Genomic DNA, 24,630 nt, shown 5'->3' on the forward strand with positions numbered 1-24,630 from the left:
TGGCGATCGCTTCTCCGAACACTCGACGCGACGGAGCCGCTGCGCTGTGACGCGTCGTCCGCTCGCCGGTCAGTCCTCGAGTGACCGCTTGGTCTTCTCGACGACGCGGACGTCCTCGATGGCGGCGGTCGGATACCCGCCGTCGCCGTCCTTCTCGACGGCTTTCACCATGTCGAAGACGACGTTCAGCCCGGTCGTCACCCCTTCGAGCGCCTCCATCTCGCAGCCGGTCTGCCCGGTGGTCTCGACGGCGACGGTGAGCGATAGGGCGTCGTCGTCGAGCGCGAACTCGGTGTCGACGTTCGTGATGGGTATCTGGTGACAGAGCGGGATGGTCTCCCACGTGTGCTTGACCGCCTGGATGGCACCGATGCGCGCCGTCGCGAGGACGTCGCCCTTCTCGACGTCGTCCGCGCGGATGGCGGCGACCGACGCTGGTGAAAGTGCGAGTCGGCCGCGGGCGACCGCGCGCCGCGCCGACTCGGGCTTGTCGCCGACGTCGACCATGCTCGCCGCGCCGTCCTCCACGTGCGTCAGGTCGTCCCGCGAGCCGTCCGAGCCGCTGTCGTCAGCGACGTCGTCGCCCTCAGGCATCCTCGCTCCCCCACATCGCTCGCGGGACCTCGTCGAGCAGGTCGCTCGCGAGCAGTCCGTACCCCTGGTCGTCGACGACGGCGTCGCCGGCGGCGCCGTTGACGTACGCGCCGACTGCGCCGGCGGTGACGGCGTCGTGGGTGGCGAACAGCGCGCCGCAGACGCCCGCGAGGACGTCGCCGGTGCCGCCGACGGTCATCCCGGGGTTCCCCGTTCGGTTCACGCGCGTCGTATCGCCGTCGCTCACGACGTCGTGCGCGCCCTTCACGAGCAGCGTCACGTCGAGGTCCGCGGCGAGCGATTCGACGTGCTCGGCGCGCTCGCGCCAGTCGTCGGCAGGCTCACCACCCATCCGTGCGAACTCGCCCTGGTGGGGCGTACAGAGGAGTTCAGCGTCCGTGTCCACGTCCGGGACGACGCGGAGCGCGTCCGCGTCCACGACCGCCCTGCCGTCGTAGGATTCGAGGAACGCGCGGACCGCGTCGAGCGTCCCCTCGGACGCGCCGAGGCCGGGGCCGAGGACGACGCAGTCCGCGTCGAGCGCCTCGTCGAGGAGCTGGTCGACGTGCCGTTCGAGCACGAGGTCGCCCGCGAGCTCGCGGACGATGAGACCCTCCTCGTACCCCTGGACGACGTCCGCGACGCGGGCGGGCGTGGCGACGAACGCGAGGTCCGCGCCGGCGCGCATCGCAGCCTGGCCGCTGAGCGCCGGCGCGCCCGTGTACGGGCCGCCGCCGACGACGAGCACGCGTCCGAAGTCGCCCTTGTGCGCGTCGGTCGGTCGCGAGATAGCCTGGAGGTCGCCGCGTTCGACGAACGTCTCCGCAGCATCGGGGATGCCGATGTCCGCGACCGTCACCGCGGCGTCGACGTCGACGAGCCCGGGTTTCTGGTCGTGGAACGTCACGACGTGGTCCGGACTGACTGCGACTCCTTCGGCCTCGCCGGTGTCCGCGTTCACGCCACTGGGGACGTCCACGGCGACGACGGTCGCGTCCGCGTCGTTGATCGTGCGAGCGGCGGTCGCCTCGGGTTCGCGGAGCGCGCCCGTGACGCCCGTGCCGAGCATCGCGTCCACGACGACGTCGCACTCGGGGAGCGAGAACCCGGTGGAGTCCCCGACCGTCCGCGTGTCGTACTCGCCGGCCTGGAGCGCGTCCCAGTTCTCGCGAGCGATGTCCGTCCCGATGTCGTCCGGGCCGCCGAGGAGGACGGTCGTGACGTCGTACTCGTCCAGGAATCGCGCGGCGACGAACGCGTCACCGCCGTTGTTCCCGCGGCCCGCGACGACCACCACGCGGTCGCCGGCGTCCGCGTCGACGTGCTCGCGGACGGCGCGCGCGACGGCGTTCCCCGAACTCTCCATGAGTTGCTTCCGGGGGACGCCGAGCGCCGCCGCGTTCGCGTCGACCACCGCCATCCTGTCGCTCGAAATCATGGTCGGAGGTTCGCTCGCCGACGTGAAAAAGGAGGCGTCGACAGGGTCACGAGAACGGCACGGGGGCGAGGGAACGAGCGAGGGCGGGTCTAGCGGCGCACGCGGAATCCGTCGACGCCCTCGGGGTCGCCGTACTCGACGTCGACGTCGTCGACGCGCGCCGCGGGGGAGCCATCGTGGCAGAACGAGAGCATCGCCTCGACGGCGTCCTCGGGACCCTCGAACACCGCCTCAACGCGGCCGTCGTCGAGGTTCCGCACCCAGCCGTCGACGCCCTCCGTCTGCGCGGTCTGTCGGGTGGTGTCCCGGAAGAACACGCCCTGGACGCGCCCCGAGACGAAGACGTGCGCTCGCGTTCGGTCGGTCATACTCGAGTATCCGACCGCGGGCCTCTTGAACCGTGGGGGACCACGGACCCCCTCGCGCGTCGAGAGGTGTCGGGACGGATCGCGGTGGGGAACCCTGAAGCCCCGTGCGGTCGAGGACTCGGGTATGACCGAGCACGTCGACGAGACGACCTTCCGCGACCGGGCCGAGCGCGTGCAGCGCGCACTCGGCGACGCGGACGCCGACCTCGCCGTTCTCTTCCCGAGTTCGAACCTGCACTACGTCGCGGGGTTCGACGAGGAGCCCGCCGAACGCCACCTGTTCCTGTTCGTCCCGCGCGACGGCGACCCCGTGTTCGTGGTACCGGCCCTCTACGAGACCCAGGTCGCGAGCGAGTCCTGGGTCGAGGACGTCCGCGGGTACGCCGACAGCGACGACCAGATTGCGGTCGTCGAGGACGTCCTCGACGACGTCCTGTGGGGCGTCGACGGGAAGCCGCGCGTGCTCGTCGACGATTCGATGTGGGCGACGTTCACGCAGGACCTCCGCGAGGTAGTCCCGGGCGCGTCGTGGGAGTTGGCGAGCGAGGCGCTCGAATCCGTTCGAGTCCGGAAGGACGACGCGGAACTGGCGGCGCTCCGCGAGGCCGGCCGGGTCGCGGACGCCGTGAGCGAGTGGGTGCGGGCGCGCGGCGAGGACGTCGTCGGGATGACCGAGGCCGAGCTCGCGGGCGAGATAGAGCGCGAGCTCCGCGAGCGCGGCGCGAGCGGGCTGGCGTTCCCGGTCATCGTCGGGAGCGGGCCGAACGGCGCGATGCCCCATCACACGCACGGCGACCGCGTCGTCGAGCGCGGCGACCCCGTGGTGCTCGACTTCGGTGGGTTCGTCGACGACTACCCGGGCGACCAGACGCGGACGATGGTGTTCGCTGGCGACCCTCCGGAGGAGTTCGAGCGCGTCCACGACGTCGTCCGCGAGGCCCAGCAGGCAGGCGTGGACGCGGTCGAACCAGGTGTGGAAGCACAGGCGGTCGACGCCGCGGCTCGCGAGGTCATCGCCGACGCGGGCTACGGCGACGCGTTCGTGCATCGCACCGGCCACGGCGTCGGCCTCGACGTGCACGAACCGCCGTACGTCGTGGACGGCAACGACCGCACGCTCGAACCGGGCATGGTGTGCTCGATAGAACCCGGCGTCTACCTCGACGGCGAGTTCGGCGTCCGCATCGAGGACCTCGTCGTCGTCACCGAGGACGGCTGCGAGCGACTGAACCACAGCGACCGCGGCTGGCGCGCCGAGTAGCTCGCGGTCGCCGCGCCGGACGGCGCCCTCGCCGCAGCGTCCGCAACGCTTTGGACGGACGCCGACGTATGGTATCGTATGGCAAGCATCGCGAGCGTCACCTACCGGGAAGCGACCGCGGACGACGTCGACGCCATCCGCGACGTCGCCCGAACGACGTGGGAGGCCGACTACCCCACCGTCGTGAACCGCGAAGCGATAACCGACACCGTCGAATCGTGGTACGGCGCCGACCAGCTCGCCGCCGACGTCCGCCGCGGCGACGCGCTCGTCCTCGTCGCAGACCGCCGCGACGGCGCTCCCGACGACGGCGACGGCGCGGCCGACGACGATGGCGCTCCAGACGACGCCGACGCCTCCGTCGTCGGGTTCGTGCACGCCGTCGTCGACGGCGACTGCGGGACGCTCCTGCGCGCGTACGTTCACCCCGACGCCCGCGGCGACGGCCTCGGCCGCGGGCTCGTCGACGCCGCCCTCGACGCGTTCCGCGACCGCGGCTGCGAGCGCGCCGAAGCCATGGTGCTCGCCCGCAACGACCCCGGGACCGCGTTCTACGAACGCCTCGGGTTCGAACACGTCGCCACCGACACCACCACCATCGGCGGCGACGGCTACGACGAACGCGTCTACCTGAAGTACCTCTGAGTCGGCACCGACGGCTGAAACCTCGACGATTGCGACGGCGCTTCCCAAGCGTCAAGACGAGTTCGAGCGTACCGCCGCGTGGAATGAACGACGCGCAGGCGGAGACGGTCCCCGACGTCTGGCCCGCTGACGAGCCCGTGCAGGCCGCGTGGCCGCACAACACGTGCTACGGCTGCGGGCAGGCTAATCCCGACGGCCACCAGCTCGAGAGCTACCTCGCCGACGACGGCGACGCGCTCGTCGCGACGTTCGACCCCGAGCCCACGCACGCCGCGGGCTACCCCGACTTCGCGTACGGCGGCCTGCTCGCGAGCCTCGTCGACTGCCACAGCATCTGGACCGCTTTGACCGCCCGCTACCTCGACGAGGGCCGCCGACTCCTCGACGACGACCCGCTGCACATGTACGTCACCGGCGAGCTGACGACGCGGTACCTCGCGCCGACGCCGATGGACGAACCCATCCACCTCCGCGCGTGGGTCGACGGCGACGTCGGCCCGAAGACCACCGTCGTCTGCGAAGCCGGCCCCGAAGGCGGCGACCCGACGGTCGAGGCCGAAGCGACCGCCGTCGAGATGCGCGACCCACCCGCCATCGACGCCGCGAGCGACTGGACGCACTTCGGGCGCGAGTAGCGCTCGCGCAGCCGAACCCTCCGTTTCTCAGATCGGTCGGAACACGAGCAGGAGGACGATGAACTGCACGAACGGGTAGACGACCGCGAGCGCGAGCAGGTACCCGACGTGCACGAGCGCCCACTCCCTGCGGACGGTCGCGAGCGGGGCGTCGAGCAGCGACTCGTCCGCCGGGAGGACGCGATTGACGAGCAGCCACCACGCACCGCCGACGACGAACACGCCCGCGACCACGCCGGTCACGGGCCCGAGCACGAACAGGAGACCGCCCGGGAGCCCGACGCTCGAGAGGAGCGGCGCGAGCAGGGTCGCCGCGCTGCCGAGGACGCCGTACGCGAACGCCACGGCGACGCTCGCAACCAAGCCCGCCGCGACCCGCTTGCCGCGCGAGACGTCCGCGGGCGCGGTCCGGAAGAGTCGCGCCGCGAGGAACGTCGGCGGCGACCGCGACAGCCCGAACCGGCCGGCGGCGACGACGACCAGCCCGTAGCCGACGCCGACGAGCGCCGCCGTCGCGAGCGTCCCGACGAGCAACCCGAGCGCCGCGTTCTCCTGGAGGAGGTCGCCGAGCGCGCCCAGGAACCCGCCAGCGACCGCGGTCCCCTCGTCGCCGAGCGCGTACACGTGCCACGGCGCGTACAGGTAGACCGTGTCGTTCACGACCGCGACCGGGCGGTCGACGCCGAAGTGCTCGTGGGGGTTCTGGGACCACAGGCGCTCGCCGGTGTCGCGGTCGAACGCGACGACACCCTCGCCGAGCGTCCCGACGACGACCATCGTGCGCGTCACCGCCGGTGCGGTGTCGACGTAGTCCGCTGGCGCGCGCCACCGTTCCGCGCCGGTCGCGAGGTCGTACGCGGCGACCGCACTCGGGGACCCGACGCTCCCGACCGCGGCGTACAGCGTCCCGTTCGCTATCGCGACGCGCTCGAACGGCGTCGCGTTCACGCCGTCGACGCGCCCCACGACCGGCGTCCCGTTCGCCGCGACGTCCACTGTCGCGAGCGCGTCACCGACGACGTACGCGGTGCCGTTCGCGTACAGCAACGACTGGCCCTGGACGTCGAGCGCCACCTCGAAGACCTCGTCGCCGCGCGCGGCGTCGACGCCGGTGACGTACGTGCTCCGGTTCGCGCCGTACCCGCCGTCGAGCAGGTAGACGACGCCGTCCGCGACGACGGGCGCGGCGAGGTGGTACTCGCCGGGGCGCTCGGCGACGTGCCGCCAGACCTCCTCGCCCGAGGCGGCGTCGACCGCGAACGCGACGCTCGCACTCTCGACGTCCCGACCGCCCGCGAACGCCGCGACGAACACGCGACCGTCGGCGTACGTCAGCGCGTCCTCCGCGTGCACGTACGGCTTCCCGTCGACCGCGAGCGGGTACCGCCAGTCGACCTCGCCCGTCTCGCGGTCGACCGCGACGACCGCGAACGAGTCCGGTTCGGTCCCGTCTCCCTCGGCGACCGTCTGCGCGACGACGAACGCGCGCTCGGGACCGACGGCAGCAGCGGTCGTCACCACGCCCTCGACGTTCGCGCGCCAGTCCACGCGCCCGGTCTCCGCGTCCATCGCGACCACGCGCCCGTCGCGGTTCCCGACGTACACCGTTCCGTCCGCGACCGTCGGCGACACCGCCGTCTCGACGCTCCCGACCCGGGTCACCCACGTCGGGCCGACCTCGGTCGTCGGCCCGGTCGCGTGCGGGTTGAACCCCGAGTACCGCGCGTCGTGATGCGGGTGCGACCAGTCGTTCGCCGACGGCTCGGCCGTCGTCGCCGCGCCCGCCGTCGATCCCGCGAGGACGGACGCGACCCCGGCGGTCGCGACCGTTGCGACGACGACCGCGACGAGCGCGACCGCGAGGGCTCGGCGAACGATTCGGGGACTGGACATGTGGTTGGGAGACGGCGGGGACACGGCGATCAGCTCGTTCGGAGGGACGCGCGCAGCGAGCATCATCGCCAGCCCTGATTCTCCCGGCGCGAGAAGGAGTCGACGTGCCGGGTCAGCGCGCGACGTGCCGGGTCAGTAGTCGATCTGCGTGATCTCTTCGACGGGCCACTGGCTGAGTATCTCCACGCCGTTCTCGCGGACGACGACCATCTCCTCGACGCGGACGCCCTGGCGTTCCGCGGGCTCCATCGTCTCCACGGCCATCGTCATCCCCTCCTCGATCTCGATGGGGTGCTCCGGCGACAGGCCGCGCCAGATGAGCGGTTGCTCGTAGAGCTGGAGGCCGAGGCCGTGCGCCCAGTGATTCGTGGTCATCTGCCAGTGGTCGGTGGCGTCGTACCAGTCCGCGTGCTCGCCCTCCATGTCCGGGAAGCCCTTGCAGATCTCGTCGGTGGTCGCGCCCGGCTCGATGCGTTCGAGGACGTCGTAGAGGTTGTCGCGAGCGATCTCGTACGCGTCCTTCTGGGCTTGCGTCGGCTCGCCGAGGGAGAAGGTGCGGTAGTAGCACGAGCGGTAGCCGAGGTACCCGATGTTGTAGAAGTCCGCGTACACGATGTCGCCGGGGCGCATCTGGCGGTCGGTCGTGTTCGCCTGGTGCTTCGGCCACGTGTTCGGCCCCGACGTGACGTAGCCGCCCTGAGCCATCGCGCCGTGACGCCAGAGTTCCTGGACGGCTTCGCCCCAGACCTCGCTCTCCTTCATCCCGGGCTTGGCGGTCTCCGTGATGCGCTGGAACCCGGCTTCGCAGATGGCGGCGACCATCCGCAGGCACTCGATCTCGTCGCGGGTCTTCACCTTCCGCGCGTCGTGCATCAGGTCCACGCACTCCTTCGTGCGGACGTCGACGTCGTTGTGCTCGAACGCCGAGATGAGGCCCGCGTTCCCGACGTCCAGCCCCATCGGCGCGTCGTCGACGCCGTACTCTTCCATCGCCTCCGTGACGAGGTCCGCCATCTTCTGCTTGAGGAAGTCACGCGCCGAGTCCCGACCGCTCGCGCGCGGCACGTTCCCGAGCCCCGGGCACGCGTACCGGATGTCCGTCAGCCACGGACAGTTGAACCGCTGATTGGACGCGTGGTCCGCGGTGTCCCAGTGGACGACGTCGCCGTCCTCCGTCAGGAGCGTGTAGTGGTCCGCACCGCTCCCGCCCGTCATCGCCAGCCCCGTCACGTACCGGATGTTCGGGTCCGAGACGAGGAGCATCGACCCCAGCTCGGAGTCCTGGAGTCGGTCGAGCGCCTTCTCGTAGCGCTCGGTGCGCATGCGCTTGACGTCGATGCGCTCCTCCCAGTCGACCGCCTGGGTGCCGCGCGTCCCCTCCATGAACGTTCGCTCGTACATGTCCCAAAGCGCGCCCCACGAGTACATCAAAGTACCTGACGACGTCGGCGATATCCGTTCGAACCGACACGCACACCCGCCCTGGCCAACACTTGCAGCAGCGGCCAGCGGCGACGCCGACACGACTCTCCCTCTCTTCGACGGCCGGTGGCGGCGCCGACACGACTCTCCCTCTCTTCGACGGCCGGTGGCGGCGCCGACACGACTTTGCGGTCGCACGTCGTTCGTTCGGCCATGACAGAGGACACGTCCGCAGCGGGCGAGGACGGCGTCGAGGAGGAGGTCGCGGCGCGCATCCGGAGCGACGCGTTCTGCGAGACGCTCGGCATCGAGCTCGCGGTCGTCGAACCCGGGTACGCGGTCACCGAACTCGTCGTCACCGAGGACCTCCTGAACTTCCACGGGACGCCTCACGGCGGCGCGGTGTACTCGGTCGCCGACGCCGCCTTCGCCGCGGCGTCGAACTCCCGGGGCGACCCCGCGGTCGCGCTCGAGACGAACATGTCCTACCTCGACGCGGTCGACGTCGGGGACCGACTGACTGCGACCGCCGAGGAGACGCACGTCGGCGGACGAACCGCCGAGTACGAGGTCGAGGTGACGGCCGAGGGCGACCGCGTCGCGACGTTCCGCGGGCGCGTCTACCTGCTGGACGCCTGACCGACCGACGAACTCGCCGGTGGAGTCGTCGTGCCACCGGCGGCTTCGCCGATGCGGCGCGCGGTGGCGTACGTCAACGCGAGCGCGTACACCGCGGCGATAGCGAACCCGACGGGGCCGACGACGTCGACCGTGAGGAAGTCGACGAACACGTGGAGTGCGAGGTACATCCACGTCACCGTCCACGCCCACGAGAGTTCGGTGGTGAGTGCGAACGCGGCGACGAGCGCGCTCGCGGCGAGCCCGACGTTCACGAACGCGAACCCGGCGCCAGCGGTGGTGAACGCGACGACGGCGTACCCGTCGACGACCGCGCCGACGAGGCACAGGAGGAGGACCGGGACGACGCCGAGCGGGCGTGCGCGACGCCGCGCGACGTCGCCGTTCGAGAACGCGCGGCGACGCGCTTGCGCTGCGCGTTCGCCGGCTCGCCGCGTTCGCTCGTCCATCATACGATGAAGATTCCTCGCAGCGCCTGCTTAAAACTACGCCTTTGTTCATCAGGACGAAACAAGGACAGGTTCGGCGACACGAACCCGTAATGGGTGGTTGCGACCGGTGACGGCCGCAAGCGTTGCGGACAGTGGACGCGGACCCGCGAGTAGCGACCGGCTACTCGGGGAGTGGGGACGGGAGCGCGTTCGGCGGTCAGCGTCGGGTGCGTTCGACGACGGTCACGTCGTCATCGAGGACGGCCTCGAGTCGGTCGCCGTCGCGGTCGAGCGAGAGCGCGACGCGCCACGGGTCGCGGCCGCGGACGGTGACCGCGTCGTCGGTCATCGCGAACGCGAGGTCCCAGATGCGCGCGGTGGTGACGTCCTCGCCGTGCGTCCAGCAGAACGAGACGACCGCGGGGTCGACGAGCAGGAGTTCGCCGACGGTGAGGTAGTCGAGGTGCCCGCAGCCCTCGCAGCCGCGATGCACGAGGACCTCGCGGTGGTCGGGACGCGGGTAGGACGTGGTCGCCGGGTCGACGAACGACGCGGTCACGCGATGCCCGCACAGCGGGCAGGAGCCGCGAGCGAACGCGAGACGGTGCGCGCGGTTGAACTCGGCGACCTGCGCGACCGTCACCGCGGGGTCGTCGGCGAGCACGCCCGGCGGCGTGAGGTTGTGGTCGTAGACGTGCTCGCAGCCGTCGCACTGGACCTCCGCGATCCAGTTCGCGTACTCGAGCGCGAGCGAGTCGCCGCAGTGATAGCAGTCGACGCCGAGGTCGATTGGGCCGCGCGTCCGCGGTCCGGTGTAGGTGCCGGCGCGAACGAGTCGCGTGAGGAACGTGCCCTCGGAGCGGAGCGCGTACCCGGCGCCGTGGTCGTCGTGGAGCGTCGCGACGTCGCCGGTGGGCGTCCCGCCGTCGCGGCGTTCGACGTACTGGCCGACGAGCTCCTGGAGGTGGTAGTTGAACTGGCTGGAGGGGACGTCGGGTGCGACGCGCTCGCGGAGCTCGCTGAACGAGAGGACTGGCGGGTCGCCCTCGCTCTCGCGCGCGTTCGAGAGCGCGAAGAGGATGCCGGCGCGCGTCTCGTTCCCGACGAGCGCGAGGGCGTCGACGGGCGACAGCCCGCCGTACGTCGTCGGTCCGTCGGCGCCGTCGTCCGCGTCGGTCATGCCTCGTGCTTCGACGGCGACGCCCGAAGGCGTTACGGGGGTCGTCCGCGTCCGCTCGAGTCAGGCGCTGGTCGGGGCGTCCGAGCGATACAGATCGCGGATGCTGACGAGGTACGTGATGACGAGGAGGCCGAAGAGCACTTCGATGGCGGCGAAGCCGCTCCCGGCGAGGAAGAGGAACGCGAACAGGCCGACGAAGATGGCTTCGAGCACGAGGTAGCCGACCCACGCGAGCGACTTCATCTTGAGGAGCCCGACGAGGAGTCCGATCCGGACGACGCCGGCCGCGAGTCCGGCGAGGACGACGATGCCGGGGCCGCGACTGAAGACGAGGAGTATCATCGAGACGACCGTGAGCCCGAGCAGGACCTTCACCCCGAGCGGTGGGACGTCGGGCTGTTCGCTCCGCACCGCTTCGGCACTCCCATCCGCGTGACCGTCAAACATGATTCTTAGCGTTCAGGGACGAAACAAAAAGGCATCGGGATAGTTAGTTCTCTGACTGGAGCCCGGTCACCGCACGCCGGTCGTCCCGTCGACACCGGACGGCGACCGTCTCGCCCCGGAACGCCAGCACTTGCGAGCGAACGAGGGCAGAGACGAGGTTACTCGGCTCTGTGGTCCCGCGAGCGCTAGCGAGCGGGAGCAGGGATGAGTTCACTCATCCCGGTGGTCGTAGACGCGCTTGACCTTCCCGACCTCGGTGCGGTCGATGACGCCGGGGCCGACGACCTCGACCTCGTCGGGTTTGACGTCGAGGACCTCCTTGAGGCGGGCTTCGATGTCGTCTTCGAGCGCTTCGTGGGTGCCGTCGTAGTCGTGAGCGTGCTCGACGGTGAGTTCGAGCGTGTCGAGGTTGCCTTCGCGGTAGAGGTCGATGCGGTAGTGCGGGGCGACCTCGGCGATGTCGACCATGACTTCCTCTATCTGACTCGGGTAGACGTTGACGCCGCGGACGATGAGGAGGTCGTCGGCGCGGCCGGTGACGTTGTCCATGCGGACCATGGTGCGGCCGCAGTCGCAGGTGTCGTAGTTGAGCCGGGTCATGTCGCCGGTCCGGTACCGGATCATGGGGAACGCTTGCTTCGTGAGGCTCGTGACGACGAGTTCGCCCTCCTCGCCTTCGGGGAGGACCTCGCCGGTCTCGGGGTCGACGACCTCGGGGTAGAAGTGGTCCTCCCAGAGGTGGAGGCCGTCCTGAGCGTGCTCGCACTCGATGGAGACGCCGGGGCCGATGATCTCGCTGAGGCCGTACACGTCGATGGCGGTGACGCCGAGCGCCTCCTCGATCTCCTCGCGCATCGGGTCGGTGAACGGTTCCGCGCCGATGATGACGCGCTCCAGGTCGAGCGCGGAGAGGTCGATACCCATGTCCTCGGCGCGCTCGTCGAGGTACAGGCAGTACGACGGCGTACAGGAGAGGACGTCCGACCCCATGTCCTGGAGCATGTCGATCTGGCGGGTGGTGTTCCCGCCGCCGGTCGGGATGACGCACGCGCCGAGTTCCTCGACGCCGTCGTGGAACCCGAGGCCGCCCGTGAACAGGCCGTAGCCGTACCCGTTCTGGACCATGTCGCCTTCGCGGACGCCGGCGGCGTACAGCGACCGCGCCATGACCTCGTGCCAGACGCCGAGGTCGTCCTCGGTGTACGCGACGATCTTCGGTTTCCCGGTGGTGCCCGAGGACGCGTGGATGCGTCGCAGGTCCTCGTGCGGGACCGCGAACAGCTTGTCCGGGTAGTTGTCTCGGATGTCCTCCTTCCTGGTGAACGGAAGCGAGGAGAGGTCGTCGATGTCGTCGATGTCCTCGGGCGTGACACCGGCTTCATCGAGATGGTCGCGGTACCATGGGACGTTCTCGTAGACGCGCTCGACCGTCTCCTGGAGGCGTTCGGTCTGGAGCTCGTGGAGCTCGTCCCGACTGGCGGTCTCGACCTCGTTGTAGACCATGTGTGGAACGATATCGCCCGCCAGTATATAGGTTCAGGCCGCGGAAGGTGAGCGCGTTTCGGGTCGCGCGACGAGTGGTCGGCGTCCAGTTCTCGTCCATCTTGCCGGTGAATCACGGGATGCGACGATGTTTCGGGGAAAAGTTCGTGATAAAAACGACTACGCTTTAGAGGACTCCCAACGCACTCAGGATGTGGCAGAAAATACCATGCGCACGGATGGTGGCACGGAGCGGCGAGCACCCCAACGGCGCGTCGACAGGCGCGACGTCCTCAAGGCCGCCGGCGTCGCCGGCGTCGCGGGGCTCTCGGGCTGCCTCTCGAACATCGGTGGTGGCGGTGGGGGAACCGTCACGTACGGCCTCCTCAACCCCATCTCGGGGTCGTACTCCTCGCTCGGGCCGTTCCAGCGTCACGGCGCGGAACTCGCGATACAGCAACTCAACGAGTCCGACGACTTCGAGTTCGAGATAGAGATCGCGCGAGGCGACACCGAGACCGGCGCGTCCACCGCCACGCAAGCGGCCTCCCAGCTCGTCGAGCAGAACGGCGCCGACTACATCATGGGCGCCATCTCGAGTTCCGTCGCGCTCGCCCTGAACTCGTTCGCGCTCGAGAACGAGGTCATCTACAACCCGGGCGCGGCAGCGATCCCAATCACTGGCGAGAGCTGTAACGAGTACGTGTTCCGCGCCGAGACGAACACCGCCCAGATCGCGCAAGGGTCCGCGGTCTGGACGCTCGAGAACCTCGGGTCGGACGTCTGGTTCCACATCGCGGACTACGCGTACGGGCAGTCCGTCCTCCGCGAATGGCGGTCGCGCATGGAGGCCGCGGACGCCGATTTCAACGAGGTCGGCGTGACGCGCGCCGAACTCGGCGCGCAGAACTACGAGTCGTACATCTCCCAGATCGCGGACTCCGACGCCGACGTGCTCGTCGTCGGCTCCACTGGCGGCGACTTCATCCGGTTCGCGAAGCAAGCCGAGAGCCAGGGGCTCAAAGACCAGCTCCCGATGATCACGACGACCGCGTCCTTCCAGGCGCTCCGCGCTGGCCTCGGAACGACCGCGTACGGTATCTACAGCGGCGTCCGGTACAACGCGAAGGTGGACGCCGGATGGAACACTCAGTTCGTGGACGCGTACACGAGCGAGTACCCCGACGACGGCGCGCCAGGGAACTTCGCGCGCGTCGGCTACGACTCCGTGCGGATGACCGCCCTCGGCATGCAGGAGGCCGGGTCGACCGACCCGACCGAAGTGAAGGACGCGCTCGCTGGCCTGGAGACCAACAGCGTCCTCGGCGCGAACCGGTTCCGCGAGTGCGACCAGCAGGCGATGAACCCCGTCTGGGTCGGGCAGAACGTCGAACCCGACGAAGGCGAGATCGCGGACGTAGAGCTCATCGAGAAGGTCAGCGGGGCGGACGCCATCCCCTCGTGTAGCTCGACGAACTGCTCGCTATAATGGTCTCGGGAGGTGCCCTGCTCACGCAACTCCTGAACGGGCTGACCGTCGGGATGGTGTACGTGCTGCTCGCCGCCGGCCTGAGTATCATCTTCGGCGTGATGGACGTCATCAACTTCGCGCACGGCGAGTTCTACGCGCTCGGCGCGTACTTCGCGGTCTCGATAGTCGGCGTCCTCGGCGGCGCGGGGGTCGGGTTCTGGGTTGCGCTCGTCGCGGCGCCCGTCATCGTCGGCGTCGTCGGCGGGTTCGTCGAACGCATCACGATACGGCCGCTGTACGGCCGGAACCCGCTGTACCACATCCTGTTGACGTTCGGGCTCGTGCTCGTGTTCGCGGACCTCATCGAGCTGGCGTGGGGCACCCAGCCCCAGGCGTTCAGCGTGCCGCCGTCGCTCGCGGGCACCATCGGGGTCGCCGGGTTCGAGTACTCGCTGTACAACTACTTCGTCATCCTCGCGGGCGGCGTCATCGCGCTCGCGACGTGGTACGCGCTCACGGAGACGCGCGTCGGCATCATCATCCGCGGCGGCGCGCAGGACCGCGGGATGGTGCGCGCACTCGGCATCGACATCGACCGGTACTACACGCTCGTGTTCGCGTTCGGGTGCGTGCTCGCCGCGTTCGCGGGGATCGTCCTCGGCGCGAAACAACAGGTCGCGCCCGGGATGGGGAACGACATCATCATCGCGGCGTTCGTCGTCGTCGTCCTCGGCGGCCTCGGGAGCTTCCGCGGTGCCGTCCTCGGCGGCCTCCTCATCGGTATCGTGCAGACGGTCACGCAGACGTACGTCCCGGCGCTCAGCGGCGTCACCGTGTACGTCCTGATGCTCGGCGTCCTCCTGTTCAAGCCCCAGGGCCTGTTCGGGAACCCCGAGTGGCAGAACCACGGCGACGAGGGTGGCGACCTCCTCACCGGCGGCGGTGACGGGTTCCTCGACGACCGCACCAGGCGGCTCGTCGGCGCTGGCGTCGTCGCCCTGTTGTTCCTCGCGCCGTTCGGTATCGGCGTCCTCTACTCGAGTTACCTCCCGAACTCGCTCATCCTCAACATCCTCGTCTGGGCGCTGTTCGCGCTCTCGCTGGACTTCGTGATGGGGTACGCGGGGCTCGTGTCGCTCGGGCACGTCCTGTTCTACGGGATCGGCGCGTACGCGACCGTCATGATGGCGATCTACGTCACGCCGGTCTTCTGGGTGGGCTTGCTCGCGGGCATCCTGTTGTCGCTCGCGATCGCGTGGGTCGTCGGCCACCTCTCCATCCGCGTGTCCGGCGTGTACTTCTCGATGATCACGCTCGGGTTCGCACAGCTCGCGTTCAAGGGCATCTCGAAGTTCCAGGAGACCGGCGGCACGGACGGCCTCTACACGGGGTACGACGCGACGTACGGCTTCGGGATCGGCGAGGTCGGGCAGGTGAACCTGCTCGGCGACATCGAGCTGTTCTACTTCGTCGTGCTCGCGCTCGTCGTCGGGTCGTACCTGCTCGCGCGCCAGATGATGCGTGCGCCGTTCGGGAGCGTCCTGCAGGCGATCCGCGAGAGCGAGGACCGCGCGGAGTTCCTCGGGTACGACACGACCGCGTACAAGCGCCGCGCGTTCATGATCAGCGGCGGGCTCGCCGGGCTCGCTGGCGGGCTCGCGACCATCAACAGCTTCGGGGTCGGCCCGAGCTTCCTGTTCTGGCTGAAGTCCGGGGAGGTCATCGTCATGACCCTGCTCGGTGGGATGGGAACGCTCTACGGACCGATGCTCGGTGCCGGCGCGTTCCTCGGCCTGAAGGAGATACTGCTCGTCGGCGGCGAGACGGTCGGCGGCCCCGTCGGCCACCTGCTGGAACAGTGGCAGGGCATCCTCGGCACGATATTCGTCGTGTTCGTCATCTACGTCCCCGAGGGCCTGGTGTCGCTCCCCGACACCCTCCGCGCGCGCTTCACGGCGGGCGGTGGCGGCGGCGGCGAGTCCACGAGCGAACCGGACGTGGAGGTGAGCGACTGATGCTCGCAACTCGACGATTGGAGGTGAGTGACTGATGGCGAAACTCGAGACGCACGACCTGACGAAGCGCTTCGACGAACTGGTCGCGGTCGACAAGGTGAACCTCGCGGTCGAGGCGGGCGAGTTCCGGAGCGTCATCGGCCCGAACGGCGCCGGGAAGACGACGCTGTTCAACACCATCACTGGCGCGCTCCGCGCGTCGGAGGGCGAGGTCGTCTTCGACGGCGAGGACGTCACGGACCTCCCGAGCTACGAGCGCGTGCGTCGCGGCATCGGGCGGTCGTTCCAGATCACGAACGTCTTCGGGGGCCTCACGGCGCTCGAGAACGTCCGGCTCGCGGCGCAAGCGATCCCGAGTCGCGAGATGAGTACGGGCGCGCAGTTGTTCCGCGAGAAGGGCGCGTTCGGGGACGTCACCGCGCACGCCGAGCAGGTCCTCGAGGACGTCGGGCTCGCGGAGCACGCGCAGACGCGCGCGTCGACGCTCGCGTACGGCGACCAGCGCCGCCTCGAGATCGGGCTGGTGCTCGCGACCGACCCGGAGGTCGTCCTGCTCGACGAACCGACGGCGGGGATGGGCGTCGAGGAGACCGAGGCGACGATGAACCTCGTCGACGACGTCCTCGCCGAGCAGACGCTCCTGCTCATCGAGCACGACATCGACCTCGTGATGGACGTCTCCGACCGCATCACGGTCCTGAACCGCGGGAGCGTCGTGACGACGGGGACGCCCGAGGAGGTCGCGAGCAACGAGGAGGTGCAGGCGGCGTACCTCGGAGGGAGTCACGCATGACCCACGTCACAGCAACGGCCGGCACGGCCGGCCTCGGCGACGGAGGTGTCGAGCGATGAGTATGCTGGAACTCGACGACGTTCAGTCGGGGTACGGCGAGACGCGCGTCCTCCAGGGCGTCGACGCGCACGTCGACGAGGGCGAGGTGGTCGCGCTCGTCGGTCGGAACGGCGTCGGGAAGACGACGACGCTCCGAACGATACTCGGGTCGGTCGAACCGTGGGCTGGCACCATCACGTACCGGGGCGAGGACGTCACCGAACTCGGCCCGGTGGACACCGTGCAGCGCGGTATCGGGCTCGTGCCCGAGGAGCGCCGCATCTTCCCGGGGCTCTCCGTCGAGGAGAACCTCGAACTCGCGAGCTACGGCGGCGCAGACACCGAGAACCGCCGGGATCTCCCGTGGGTGTTCGACACGTTCCAGAACCTCCAGGAGCGCCGGCAGAACCGCGGGAGCGACCTCTCGGGCGGCGAGCAACAGATGCTCGCCATCGCTCGCGCGCTCGTCTCCGGCGCCGACCTCCTGATGCTCGACGAACCCACCGAGGGGCTCGCGCCGATGATCGTCGACCGCGTGATGGAGGTCGTCAAGGACGTCCGCGACGCCGGCATCACCGTCCTGCTCGTCGAGCAGAACGTCCGCGTCGCGCTCGACCTCGCCGACCGCGTGTACGTCCTCGCGCACGGCGAGATCGTGCACGAAGCGACGCCCGAGGAGTTACGCGCCGACGACGACACCGTCGAACGCTACCTCGGCGTGTCGTTCGCGGACTGAATCGGCCTCCTCTCTTTCGCGACTCCAGACGTCAGTCGCGACCGAAGTACCCGATGTGGATTCCTTCGCTCGGCCTGAGTAGGATACTGGGGCGGTCGCACTGGGTAGCAACGCGTCGAGCGTCGGTTGCTTGCTCGTCGCCCGTCGAGACCGTCGTGACGTACCTGTCGGGCTCGGGGAAGACGCCGTCTGGCGCCCAGACGTGTCCGGTTCCGTCGTCGGTTCGCGCGGCCAACTCCAGGGTTTCGTCGTACACGTCGCCATCGTCGTGGCGTTCGATTCGGACCGAGACCGCCTTCGAGGCGTCGGTCCCGTTGCGAACGTGGAAGCCGACCCCGTCCTCGGGGAAGAAGCAGTCGACGAGGTCGTCACTCGGGGGCTGCGTCGTTTGCTTCGCCGTCTGCTCCAATGAGCCGACGCAGCCAGCGAGTGCCCCGACGCCGGCCGCGAGAAGTCCCCGGAGGGCTGGTCGGCGCTTCATGGGCGCTCATCGACCGATGACGGGGTAAGCTTTGGGCGGAGACGGCGAGCGCGCCGTCACTTCGCGATGCCGAACGTGTCCCGGCTCCAGTCGCGCTTGCGGTCGTCGTATTCGGCCTGGTCGCGGTCGAGGGCGTCGATACGCTCGCGGTCTTCGGCGTCGAGTTCGAAGTCGAAGACGTCGCGGTTCTCGCGGATGTGCTCCGGGTTGCTGGACTTCGGGAGGACAACCACGTCCTTCTCGACCGCCCACCGGAGGACGACCTGCGCGGGCGTCTTCCCGTGCTTGGCCGCGATGTCGACGATGACGTCGTCGTCGAGGACGCTGCCTCTCGCGACGGGGGCGGCGGCTTCGACGACGATGTCGTTGTCCTGACAGTACTCGACGAGGTCGGGCCGCTGGAGGTAGGGGTGGTGCTCGATCTGGTTGACGGCGATGGGGACGTCCGAGATGTGGAGGGCGACGCCGAGCTGGTACGTGGAGAAGTTCGAGACGCCGACGTTCCGGACGAGCCCGCGGTCGTGCAGCGTCGCCATGGCGTCGAGGGTCTCGCGCATCGAGATGGCGGGGTTCGGCCAGTGCACGAGGTAGAGGTCGAGGTAGTCGGTTCCGAGGGCGTCGAGCGTCGCCTCGCACGATTGGATGACGCTCTCGTACGCGAGGTTCTTCGGGAGGACCTTCGACGTGAGGAAGCAGTCGTCGGGGGCGACGTCGCTCGCGGCGAGTGCGTCGCCGAGCGCGTCCTCGTTCATGTAGCCCTCCGCGGTGTCGACGTGGTCGTAGCCGGCGTCGAGCGCCGCGTGGACGGGGTCGCGGACGGCGTCGCCTTCGAGCTTGTACGTGCCCTGGCCGACGAGCGGGAGCGCGTCCCCGCTCGGAAGCGAGACGGACGGTGTGGTCATGTGGGAGGCGTCGCTCGCGGGCCACCTAACGGTTGGCGTGGCGGCGAACGCTGGCGCGGAGCGCTCGCGGGAACGCAGCCGCGTGAACGCCCCGAGCCCGTCAGTCCTCGTCGGCGAACGCCTCGCGGACGGGCATCCCGTTCACGTACGTGTCGGGGCTGTCGTACTTCTCGGCGTAGCCGTCGCGGTACCGCATGAACTGGAAGAGGACGCCCGTCGGGTTCGCTGGCGACAGGAACGCCTCCTCGTAGGTGTCGTACTCGGCGCGGTCGACGACGGCGAGGTCGTTCGCTTCGCAGGCGTCGATGACAGCGTCCATGTCCGCGACCTCGAACGTGACGTGGTGGAGGCCGGGGCCGTGCCGGTCGAGGAACGTCTGGATGAAGTTGTCGTCGCTGAGCGGCGTGACGAGCTCGAGGCGGCTCGCGTCACCGATGACGTATCCTGCCCACCGGAACCCGTCGTCGGGGCCGGTGTCGTCGACGTACTTCCGCGCGCCGAGCACCTGCAGGACGCTCTCGGCGGCGTCGAAGTCCGCCACGGCGATACCGGTATGTTCGACGCGGATGGGGGTGCCGTGAGTCATCGGTCGCCCACCTCATCGTCGCTCGCTGGCGGTGCAGGCGAGTCGGTACCGGCGACGTGGACGGTGTCGTAGTGCGGTCGGAACGCGAGCCAGAGGCCGTGGCGGCCGAGCACGCGGTCGCGGATCGACGCACCTTCGTCGTCCCGGCCGCCTTCGGGAACGAGCGCGTCGTGCGTCGGCGTCCACCGGCGTCCCTCGCCGTCGACGAGCACTGTCTCGCCACCCCAGCCGTTGCCGTCGCCGACGTCGTCCCGGGACAGGGGAGCGTCGGGCGCCTCGTACACGGCGACGTCGCCGTCGAACGGGAGCGCGACCACGCGCCGGCCGTCGACCTCGTCCGCGACCGGCCAGCCCTCGTGGACCGCGTCGACGGGGTACGCGTGCAGGCCGTCGGCGGCGTCGACGCCGTAGACGTACGTGCGGTCGTCGAGCGCGCTCGATTCGGCGCGCACGCCGGGGTGGAAGACGTCGTCGTTCTCCCAGTAGTGACGCTTCACGAAGCCGTCGTAGTCCCGGTAGAACGCGTAGTCGAGGTCGTAGCCGGTGTCGGGTGCGAGCGTCGCGCTCTCGGGGTGGTCGTCGCGCCAGTCGCGCCACGTCGTCTGCGTGACCGGGCGGAAGTCGAGGGCGATGCCGTCCTCGTCGGCGTCCCGGCGGTCGCGGTGGCGCTCGTAGTCCGGGCCGGCGACCGGCGTCCCCGTCTGCTGGTTCCAGAGCGTCAGCGTCTCCTCGTCGTACATCAGTTTGTTCCCGTTCCAGAGACAGCCCGTCGAGGCGAACTGGCGGGGGCCCCCCACGCTCCCGTTCTCGACCGTGGCGTCGTAGAGCACGGGCGAGTTACACATCGTGCAGTAGCTGAGCGCGAGGCGTTCGCCGCCGAGGTCGAAGTTCGCGAACTCGTGGGGGAAGAGGAGGTAGCGCGGGACGGCGTACGCGTCGCCGTCGACGCGGAACCCGTAGACGTCGTCGTCGGGCTCGAGGTGCGCGTCGTCGGTCGTCCACGCGGGGTAGTTCAGGGGATGGAGGACGGTCGGGTCCGTGCTCCCCCAGCGGACGCCGTCGAAGTCGGGGTGCTTCGGGTCGGCGTCCAGCAGGTGGCCGACGGTCGGGTGGTAGGTGCGGTAGAACCGGACCTTCCAGTCGACGTAGCCCTCTAGGGTTTCGGGGTCTGTCTGGGTGTACCAGGACTCCCACTGGAGCCACGCGACGCCGGGCTGGTCGAAGTCGGGGTCGGCTATCGCGCAGAGCGCGTCGACGACGCCCGGGAATCGCGTCTCGGGGTGCTGGAACGCGTACGGCGGGTCGCGGTCCCTGAACACCTCGGGGAATCCGAGGTTCTCCCAGTCGCTCGCGACCGCGTGGAGCGTGGCGGCGTCGACGAGGTGCGCGACGACGCGCTCGTCGCCGATGTCGGCGAGTTCGGCGAGCGCGCGCTCGTGGCGGTCGACGTCCTGCACGAGGAGGTCGTCGAGGAGGTCCTGGAGGACGGCCGCGTCCGCGCGCTCGCCGGCACCGTGGTCGGTGTCGTCGGCGGTTGCACCGGCGTCGTCGCCGCCGGTGGTGCCGCCGGCGGCGTCGCCAGTCGGTGGGTCGGTCGGCATGCGTCGCGCTTCTCCGTGCGAGCGGTTAACAGTTGGCGTCCAGGGGGCGGGCTGCCTCGATTCCTGCCATCACGACGTCGGTCGCGGGCAACGTTTTTGCCCGCCGCACTCGCTCGTGTTGGTATGACGTATCACGACGTGGAGACGCTGTCGCGCGAGCGGCTCCGGGACCGCCAGCGCGAGCACCTCAAGCGCGCCGGCGAGCGCGCGAGCGACGTCGCGCTCTACCGCGAGCGGTTCGCGGACGCCGACCTCGAACCCGGCGACCTCACTCACGAGACGCTCCCGGACCTCGCGTTCACCACGAAGGCGGACTTCCGCGACACGTATCCCGACGGGCTGTTCGCGGTCCCACGCGAGGACCTGCGGCGCGTGCACGCGTCCTCGGGCACCACCGGGAAACCGAAGGTCGTCGCGTACACCGAGGGCGACCTCCGGAAGTGGCGCGAACTCGGCTCGCGCTCGCTGTACGCCGCCGGGTGCCGGCCCGGTGACACCGTCCAGAACGCGTGCGGGTACGGCCTCTTCACGGGCGGCCTGGGCTGGCACGACGCCATCGAGGCGCTCGACGCGTGCGTCGTCCCCGCGGGCGGCGGGAACACGAGCCGACAGGTCGACCTCATCCGAGACCTCGAGGTATCGGGGTTCGTCTGCATGCCGAGTTACGCGCTCTACCTCGCCGACCACGTCCGCGACCGCGGCGGCGACCCCCGCGACCTCCCCATCACGTACGTCCCCGTCGGTGCCGAAGCATCCACCGAAGCGATGCGCGAGGAGATCGCCGAGGCGTTCGACGCGGTCGTCACCGAGAACTACGGCCTCACCGAGCTCTACGGCCCCGGGGTCGCCACCGAGTGCGCGGCCGCTCGCGACGGCATGCACGTCTGGGAGGACCACTTCCTCGTCGAGGTAGTCGACCCCGACACCGGCGAGCGCGTCCCCGACGGCACCCGCGGGGAACTCGTCCTCACCGGCCTCCAGAAGGAAGCCGTCCCCGTCCTCCGGTACCGGACCGGGGACGTCGTCGAACGGGTCACCGACACCTGCGAGTGTGGCCGCACCCACTCGCGGATACGGGTCGTCGGCCGGAGCGACGACCTCCTCGTCGTCCGCGGCGTCAACGTCTACCCGACCGAGATAGAGCACGTCCTCCTCGAGTTCGACGCGCTCGCCCCCCAGTACCGCATCGACGTCGACCGCCAGAAGCGCCTCGACACCATCGAGGTGACCGTCGAGGTCGACCCCGCCCGGAACCTCGCCGCCCCCGGCCGGAACGCGCTCGCGAACGACGTCACCGACCGACTGAGCGACGTCCTCGGCCTCACGCCCGACGAGGTCGACGTCGTCCCACCCGACACCATCGACCGAACCGAGGTCGGGAAGGTCAAACGCGTCCACGACCACCGTGAGAGCTAGCGCTCTCACCTACTCCCGCTCGCTGCCGCTCGCAAGAACCCTCCGAGACGTGTTACTCGTCCGGTACGAACGCGCAGAGACCACCGGGCTCCGACCGCCCAGGAACCACCAGGCTGCGAACACTCAGACGTTCCTCAATGGTGCCTTCAGGGCACGTGCGAGCGAAATCGTGGTCGTTATGCGTGCGCCTCCCTGAACGATGGTGTGAATCTACCCGAAACCGCTCCCGTCGCCGGCCCCGCGCTCACGAGCGAGGGCTACCACATCACGGTCGACGACGGCCGCGACTCGTTCTACGCGATCTCCATCGAGGAACCCGACGAGGACGACGCCTGGATCATGTCCGATACCGTCTACTCGCTCGACGCCATGCGATAACGCGACACGCGATTGCGGGACCGCGAGCGCGCCGCTTCCCCTCATTTTATCGGCTCGCCGGGCGTCGACTCGAACGTATGTACAAGCACGTCGCCTGCCTGGTCCGGAAGGACGACATGACGCACGAGGAGTTCACCGAGTACTGGAAGAACGAGCATTCGCCGCTCGCGAAGGACATCGAGGGCGTCGTCCGCTACCATACCGTGTACCCGAACGACCCCGAGAACAGCGAGTTCGACGGGCTCGCCGAGCTCTACTTCGAGACGCTCGACGACCTCCACGAGGCACTCGGGAGCGAAGGGAGTCGCGACTACGACCCGACGCGGGAGGTCGCGGCGGCGGCGCGCGAGGACGTGAACAACTTTCTCGCTATCGACGAGCGACCGCGGTTCATCGGCGAGGAGAAGGTCTGGAAGGACGAGGTCGACGGCGACACGGACGGGCTCTACAAGCACTCGGCGTTCCTCGTCCGGAAGGACGGCATGACCCACGAGGAGTTCCGTGACTACTGGGAGAACGAGCATTCGCCGCTCGCGAAGGACATCGAGGGCGTCGTCCGCTATCAGACCGTGTATCCGACGGACCCGGAGAACGCGGAGTTCGACGGCGTCGCCGAGCTCTACTTCGAGACCATCGAGGACCTCCACGAGGCCCTCGGGAGCGAAGGGAGTCGCGACTACGACCCGACCCGGGAGGTCGCGGCGGCGGCGCGCGAGGACGTGGACAACTTCCTCGCGGTCGAGAAGCGCCCGCGGTTCATCGGCCGAGAGGTCGTGCAGAAGGACGAGGTCGACGCCGAGGGGTACTGATGGCGGACGACGCCGCGAGCGACGATGGCGCAGGCGACGACGCCACGGACCCGGAGTACGCGGCGCAGGTCCGCGAGGCGTTCCCCGAGCTTTCGGAGATCGACGACGAGACGCTGCGCGAGCAGGTCGTGGAGGCGTGGACGCTCGGCCTGGAGCGCGGCGGCTGGCAGGACGTCTACGACATCCCCTACGCGTGGAACATCCACGAGGTCACGAACGTCGAGCACGTTCGCGGCGTGACGAAGGTCGCGCTCGAGTCGGCGCGCGTCCAGCGCGAGTTCCACGGCGCGGACGTCGACGTCGACGTCGTCGTCGCGGCGTGCCTGCTGCACGACGTCGGGAAGTGCTACGAGTACGTCGACCACGTCGACGCCGAGTTGCTCGTGGACCCGGACCGCGAGCACTACGCGACCGAGGAGGTCCCGCACTCGATATCGGGGTACGCGCTCGCGCACGAGGTCGGCGCACCGATCAGCGTGCAGCGCGCCATCCCGCACTTCCTCGGCGAGGTGCCGACGCGCACGCTGGAGGCGGAGCTCGTGAAGTCCGCGAACTCGGCGTCGTCGAACGCCATCACGGACGCCGCGATGGGCATCACGCTCAAGGAGTGGGTCGCGGAGTACAGTCAGACCCAGAACTAGCGCCGCTCGTCCTCGGCATCGCCCATCGGGAGCGACGCGCATTGAGGACGTCGCCGACGGGCGGTTTCGGTACTCGCGTTTCGAGACTCGATAGCCCCACAACCCTTATCACGAGCCGCGTCAATTGTTACCACATGACACAGGTGATGTCTCGGTACGAGTGCACAGCGTGCGGCCGCCAGACACCGCACGTCGAACGAACATGCAGCAAGTGCGGCGGCGACATGGAGAACGCCGCACTCCCGCGCTGAGAACGACAGCCGCACAGTCGCCGTGACCCTGGGTGGGTGGCGGCCGAACGCCCTGCCCCTTCTGCGAGTCGACCAC

The 24,630-nt window shown here is 69.5% G+C and carries 26 protein-coding genes; 13 read left to right on the forward strand and 13 right to left on the reverse strand.

Annotated elements, in window-relative coordinates; genetic code table 11:
* Positions 1 to 69: 69 nt before the first annotated feature.
* The 3 genes from moaC to ACZ48X_RS05945 form a co-directional block, all read right to left on the reverse strand.
* Positions 70 to 594, reverse strand: coding sequence for a cyclic pyranopterin monophosphate synthase MoaC (moaC, locus tag ACZ48X_RS05935; protein WP_336350031.1), 525 nt, complete (start codon positions 592 to 594; stop codon positions 70 to 72).
* Positions 587 to 2,032 (reverse strand): NAD(P)H-hydrate dehydratase, encoded by a 1,446-nt coding sequence (locus tag ACZ48X_RS05940; protein ID WP_336350030.1) that lies wholly within the window; start codon positions 2,030 to 2,032, stop codon positions 587 to 589. Before ACZ48X_RS05940 ends, moaC begins: the two co-directional genes overlap by 8 nt.
* Positions 2,033 to 2,121: 89 nt before the next feature.
* Positions 2,122 to 2,400, reverse strand: a complete 279-nt coding sequence (locus ACZ48X_RS05945; RefSeq protein WP_336350029.1) for an acylphosphatase — start codon at positions 2,398 to 2,400, stop codon at positions 2,122 to 2,124.
* A gap of 124 nt (positions 2,401 to 2,524) precedes the next feature.
* On the opposite strand from ACZ48X_RS05945, the gene ACZ48X_RS05950 reads away from it, so the two are divergent.
* The 3 genes from ACZ48X_RS05950 to ACZ48X_RS05960 all read left to right on the forward strand — a co-directional run bounded on the left by ACZ48X_RS05950 (position 2,525) and on the right by ACZ48X_RS05960 (position 4,941).
* Positions 2,525 to 3,661, forward strand: a complete 1,137-nt coding sequence (locus ACZ48X_RS05950; RefSeq protein WP_336350028.1) for a M24 family metallopeptidase — start codon at positions 2,525 to 2,527, stop codon at positions 3,659 to 3,661.
* A gap of 78 nt (positions 3,662 to 3,739) precedes the next feature.
* Positions 3,740 to 4,306, forward strand: coding sequence for a GNAT family N-acetyltransferase (locus ACZ48X_RS05955; protein ID WP_336350027.1), 567 nt, complete (start codon positions 3,740 to 3,742; stop codon positions 4,304 to 4,306).
* A gap of 83 nt (positions 4,307 to 4,389) precedes the next feature.
* The gene (locus ACZ48X_RS05960; protein WP_336350026.1) at positions 4,390 to 4,941 is read left to right on the forward strand and encodes a PaaI family thioesterase; all 552 of its coding nucleotides are present in this window, start codon (positions 4,390 to 4,392) and stop codon (positions 4,939 to 4,941) included.
* A 27-nt stretch (positions 4,942 to 4,968) separates the two neighbouring features.
* Here ACZ48X_RS05960 and ACZ48X_RS05965 read toward each other — a convergent pair whose 3' ends face one another.
* Both ACZ48X_RS05965 and ACZ48X_RS05970 read right to left on the reverse strand, forming a co-directional pair.
* Positions 4,969 to 6,834, reverse strand: a complete 1,866-nt coding sequence (locus ACZ48X_RS05965; RefSeq protein WP_336350025.1) for an outer membrane protein assembly factor BamB family protein — start codon at positions 6,832 to 6,834, stop codon at positions 4,969 to 4,971.
* Positions 6,835 to 6,966: 132 nt separating this feature from the next.
* Positions 6,967 to 8,235 (reverse strand): M24 family metallopeptidase, encoded by a 1,269-nt coding sequence (locus ACZ48X_RS05970; RefSeq protein WP_336350024.1) that lies wholly within the window; start codon positions 8,233 to 8,235, stop codon positions 6,967 to 6,969.
* A gap of 234 nt (positions 8,236 to 8,469) precedes the next feature.
* Here ACZ48X_RS05970 and paaI point away from each other — a divergent pair, with 234 nt between their 5' ends.
* A complete protein-coding gene (paaI, locus tag ACZ48X_RS05975) occupies positions 8,470 to 8,895 on the forward strand; it encodes a hydroxyphenylacetyl-CoA thioesterase PaaI (RefSeq protein ID WP_336350023.1) in 426 nt (141 codons plus the stop codon).
* On the opposite strand, the gene ACZ48X_RS05980 is transcribed toward paaI, so the two are convergent.
* The 4 genes from ACZ48X_RS05980 to paaK form a co-directional block, all read right to left on the reverse strand.
* A complete protein-coding gene (locus ACZ48X_RS05980) occupies positions 8,877 to 9,347 on the reverse strand; it encodes a hypothetical protein (protein ID WP_336350022.1) in 471 nt (156 codons plus the stop codon). The genes paaI and ACZ48X_RS05980 overlap by 19 nt on opposite strands.
* Positions 9,348 to 9,543: 196 nt before the next feature.
* Entirely contained in the window at positions 9,544 to 10,506 is a 963-nt protein-coding gene (locus ACZ48X_RS05985) for a DUF7351 domain-containing protein (protein ID WP_336350021.1), read from the reverse strand.
* A 60-nt stretch (positions 10,507 to 10,566) separates the two neighbouring features.
* Positions 10,567 to 10,953, reverse strand: a complete 387-nt coding sequence (locus ACZ48X_RS05990) for a hypothetical protein (protein ID WP_336350020.1) — start codon at positions 10,951 to 10,953, stop codon at positions 10,567 to 10,569.
* A gap of 210 nt (positions 10,954 to 11,163) precedes the next feature.
* A complete protein-coding gene (gene paaK / locus ACZ48X_RS05995; protein ID WP_336350019.1) occupies positions 11,164 to 12,456 on the reverse strand; it encodes a phenylacetate--CoA ligase PaaK in 1,293 nt (430 codons plus the stop codon).
* A gap of 208 nt (positions 12,457 to 12,664) precedes the next feature.
* On the opposite strand from paaK, the gene ACZ48X_RS06000 reads away from it, so the two are divergent.
* The 4 genes from ACZ48X_RS06000 (at position 12,665) to ACZ48X_RS06015 (ending at position 17,489) form a co-directional block, all read left to right on the forward strand.
* Positions 12,665 to 13,924 carry an ABC transporter substrate-binding protein gene (locus ACZ48X_RS06000; RefSeq protein ID WP_379762519.1) on the forward strand — a complete coding sequence of 420 codons (1,260 nt, stop codon included), beginning with the start codon at positions 12,665 to 12,667 and terminating at the stop codon, positions 13,922 to 13,924.
* Positions 13,924 to 15,921 (forward strand): ABC transporter permease, encoded by a 1,998-nt coding sequence (locus ACZ48X_RS06005; protein ID WP_336350017.1) that lies wholly within the window; start codon positions 13,924 to 13,926, stop codon positions 15,919 to 15,921. Before ACZ48X_RS06000 ends, ACZ48X_RS06005 begins: the two co-directional genes overlap by 1 nt.
* Before the next feature lie 34 nt (positions 15,922 to 15,955).
* Positions 15,956 to 16,714, forward strand: coding sequence for an ABC transporter ATP-binding protein (locus ACZ48X_RS06010; RefSeq protein ID WP_336350016.1), 759 nt, complete (start codon positions 15,956 to 15,958; stop codon positions 16,712 to 16,714).
* A 61-nt stretch (positions 16,715 to 16,775) separates the two neighbouring features.
* The gene (locus ACZ48X_RS06015; RefSeq protein ID WP_379762517.1) at positions 16,776 to 17,489 is read left to right on the forward strand and encodes an ABC transporter ATP-binding protein; all 714 of its coding nucleotides are present in this window, start codon (positions 16,776 to 16,778) and stop codon (positions 17,487 to 17,489) included.
* Positions 17,490 to 17,520: 31 nt separating this feature from the next.
* On the opposite strand, the gene ACZ48X_RS06020 is transcribed toward ACZ48X_RS06015, so the two are convergent.
* From ACZ48X_RS06020 to ACZ48X_RS06035, 4 genes are all read right to left on the reverse strand, one after another.
* Positions 17,521 to 17,970, reverse strand: coding sequence for a hypothetical protein (locus tag ACZ48X_RS06020; protein ID WP_336350014.1), 450 nt, complete (start codon positions 17,968 to 17,970; stop codon positions 17,521 to 17,523).
* A gap of 56 nt (positions 17,971 to 18,026) precedes the next feature.
* Positions 18,027 to 18,872 (reverse strand): aldo/keto reductase, encoded by an 846-nt coding sequence (locus ACZ48X_RS06025; RefSeq protein WP_336350013.1) that lies wholly within the window; start codon positions 18,870 to 18,872, stop codon positions 18,027 to 18,029.
* A 100-nt stretch (positions 18,873 to 18,972) separates the two neighbouring features.
* Positions 18,973 to 19,458 carry a VOC family protein gene (locus ACZ48X_RS06030; RefSeq protein WP_336350012.1) on the reverse strand — a complete coding sequence of 162 codons (486 nt, stop codon included), beginning with the start codon at positions 19,456 to 19,458 and terminating at the stop codon, positions 18,973 to 18,975.
* Positions 19,455 to 21,059: a DUF3179 domain-containing (seleno)protein gene (locus ACZ48X_RS06035; protein ID WP_336350011.1), complete on the reverse strand. Its 1,605-nt coding sequence runs from the start codon at positions 21,057 to 21,059 to the stop codon at positions 19,455 to 19,457. Before ACZ48X_RS06035 ends, ACZ48X_RS06030 begins: the two co-directional genes overlap by 4 nt.
* A gap of 123 nt (positions 21,060 to 21,182) precedes the next feature.
* Between ACZ48X_RS06035 and ACZ48X_RS06040 the strand changes: the two genes are divergently transcribed.
* The 5 genes from ACZ48X_RS06040 (at position 21,183) to ACZ48X_RS06060 (ending at position 24,554) form a co-directional block, all read left to right on the forward strand.
* A complete protein-coding gene (locus ACZ48X_RS06040) occupies positions 21,183 to 22,475 on the forward strand; it encodes a phenylacetate--CoA ligase family protein (RefSeq protein WP_336350010.1) in 1,293 nt (430 codons plus the stop codon).
* Between the two features lie 204 nt (positions 22,476 to 22,679).
* Positions 22,680 to 22,853: a hypothetical protein gene (locus ACZ48X_RS06045; protein ID WP_336350009.1), complete on the forward strand. Its 174-nt coding sequence runs from the start codon at positions 22,680 to 22,682 to the stop codon at positions 22,851 to 22,853.
* Positions 22,854 to 22,930: 77 nt separating this feature from the next.
* Complete coding sequence (locus ACZ48X_RS06050) at positions 22,931 to 23,662, forward strand: EthD domain-containing protein (RefSeq protein WP_336350008.1); 732 nt, start codon at positions 22,931 to 22,933, stop codon at positions 23,660 to 23,662.
* Positions 23,662 to 24,303: an HD domain-containing protein gene (locus ACZ48X_RS06055; protein WP_336350007.1), complete on the forward strand. Its 642-nt coding sequence runs from the start codon at positions 23,662 to 23,664 to the stop codon at positions 24,301 to 24,303. Before ACZ48X_RS06050 ends, ACZ48X_RS06055 begins: the two co-directional genes overlap by 1 nt.
* Positions 24,304 to 24,437: 134 nt before the next feature.
* Positions 24,438 to 24,554, forward strand: a complete 117-nt coding sequence (locus ACZ48X_RS06060) for a rubrerythrin-like domain-containing protein (RefSeq protein WP_336350006.1) — start codon at positions 24,438 to 24,440, stop codon at positions 24,552 to 24,554.
* The last annotated feature ends 76 nt before the right edge of the window (positions 24,555 to 24,630 follow it).

Source organism: Halorubellus litoreus, assembly GCF_055378595.1.

What these genes read in the sequence shown, in the direction of transcription:
- moaC (WP_336350031.1), bottom strand. Translation starts at nt 594, where the DNA reads ATGCCTGAGGGCGACGACGTCGCTGACGACAGCGGCTCGGACGGCTCG.
- ACZ48X_RS05940 (WP_336350030.1), bottom strand. Translation starts at nt 2,032, where the DNA reads ATGATTTCGAGCGACAGGATGGCGGTGGTCGACGCGAACGCGGCGGCG.
- ACZ48X_RS05945 (WP_336350029.1), bottom strand. Translation starts at nt 2,400, where the DNA reads ATGACCGACCGAACGCGAGCGCACGTCTTCGTCTCGGGGCGCGTCCAG.
- ACZ48X_RS05950 (WP_336350028.1), top strand. Translation starts at nt 2,525, where the DNA reads ATGACCGAGCACGTCGACGAGACGACCTTCCGCGACCGGGCCGAGCGC.
- ACZ48X_RS05955 (WP_336350027.1), top strand. Translation starts at nt 3,740, where the DNA reads ATGGCAAGCATCGCGAGCGTCACCTACCGGGAAGCGACCGCGGACGAC.
- ACZ48X_RS05960 (WP_336350026.1), top strand. Translation starts at nt 4,390, where the DNA reads ATGAACGACGCGCAGGCGGAGACGGTCCCCGACGTCTGGCCCGCTGAC.
- ACZ48X_RS05965 (WP_336350025.1), bottom strand. Translation starts at nt 6,834, where the DNA reads ATGTCCAGTCCCCGAATCGTTCGCCGAGCCCTCGCGGTCGCGCTCGTC.
- ACZ48X_RS05970 (WP_336350024.1), bottom strand. Translation starts at nt 8,235, where the DNA reads ATGTACGAGCGAACGTTCATGGAGGGGACGCGCGGCACCCAGGCGGTC.
- paaI (WP_336350023.1), top strand. Translation starts at nt 8,470, where the DNA reads ATGACAGAGGACACGTCCGCAGCGGGCGAGGACGGCGTCGAGGAGGAG.
- ACZ48X_RS05980 (WP_336350022.1), bottom strand. Translation starts at nt 9,347, where the DNA reads ATGATGGACGAGCGAACGCGGCGAGCCGGCGAACGCGCAGCGCAAGCG.
- ACZ48X_RS05985 (WP_336350021.1), bottom strand. Translation starts at nt 10,506, where the DNA reads ATGACCGACGCGGACGACGGCGCCGACGGACCGACGACGTACGGCGGG.
- ACZ48X_RS05990 (WP_336350020.1), bottom strand. Translation starts at nt 10,953, where the DNA reads ATGTTTGACGGTCACGCGGATGGGAGTGCCGAAGCGGTGCGGAGCGAA.
- paaK (WP_336350019.1), bottom strand. Translation starts at nt 12,456, where the DNA reads ATGGTCTACAACGAGGTCGAGACCGCCAGTCGGGACGAGCTCCACGAG.
- ACZ48X_RS06000 (WP_379762519.1), top strand. Translation starts at nt 12,665, where the DNA reads ATGCGCACGGATGGTGGCACGGAGCGGCGAGCACCCCAACGGCGCGTC.
- ACZ48X_RS06005 (WP_336350017.1), top strand. Translation starts at nt 13,924, where the DNA reads ATGGTCTCGGGAGGTGCCCTGCTCACGCAACTCCTGAACGGGCTGACC.
- ACZ48X_RS06010 (WP_336350016.1), top strand. Translation starts at nt 15,956, where the DNA reads ATGGCGAAACTCGAGACGCACGACCTGACGAAGCGCTTCGACGAACTG.
- ACZ48X_RS06015 (WP_379762517.1), top strand. Translation starts at nt 16,776, where the DNA reads ATGCTGGAACTCGACGACGTTCAGTCGGGGTACGGCGAGACGCGCGTC.
- ACZ48X_RS06020 (WP_336350014.1), bottom strand. Translation starts at nt 17,970, where the DNA reads ATGAAGCGCCGACCAGCCCTCCGGGGACTTCTCGCGGCCGGCGTCGGG.
- ACZ48X_RS06025 (WP_336350013.1), bottom strand. Translation starts at nt 18,872, where the DNA reads ATGACCACACCGTCCGTCTCGCTTCCGAGCGGGGACGCGCTCCCGCTC.
- ACZ48X_RS06030 (WP_336350012.1), bottom strand. Translation starts at nt 19,458, where the DNA reads ATGACTCACGGCACCCCCATCCGCGTCGAACATACCGGTATCGCCGTG.
- ACZ48X_RS06035 (WP_336350011.1), bottom strand. Translation starts at nt 21,059, where the DNA reads ATGCCGACCGACCCACCGACTGGCGACGCCGCCGGCGGCACCACCGGC.
- ACZ48X_RS06040 (WP_336350010.1), top strand. Translation starts at nt 21,183, where the DNA reads ATGACGTATCACGACGTGGAGACGCTGTCGCGCGAGCGGCTCCGGGAC.
- ACZ48X_RS06050 (WP_336350008.1), top strand. Translation starts at nt 22,931, where the DNA reads ATGTACAAGCACGTCGCCTGCCTGGTCCGGAAGGACGACATGACGCAC.
- ACZ48X_RS06055 (WP_336350007.1), top strand. Translation starts at nt 23,662, where the DNA reads ATGGCGGACGACGCCGCGAGCGACGATGGCGCAGGCGACGACGCCACG.
- ACZ48X_RS06060 (WP_336350006.1), top strand. Translation starts at nt 24,438, where the DNA reads ATGACACAGGTGATGTCTCGGTACGAGTGCACAGCGTGCGGCCGCCAG.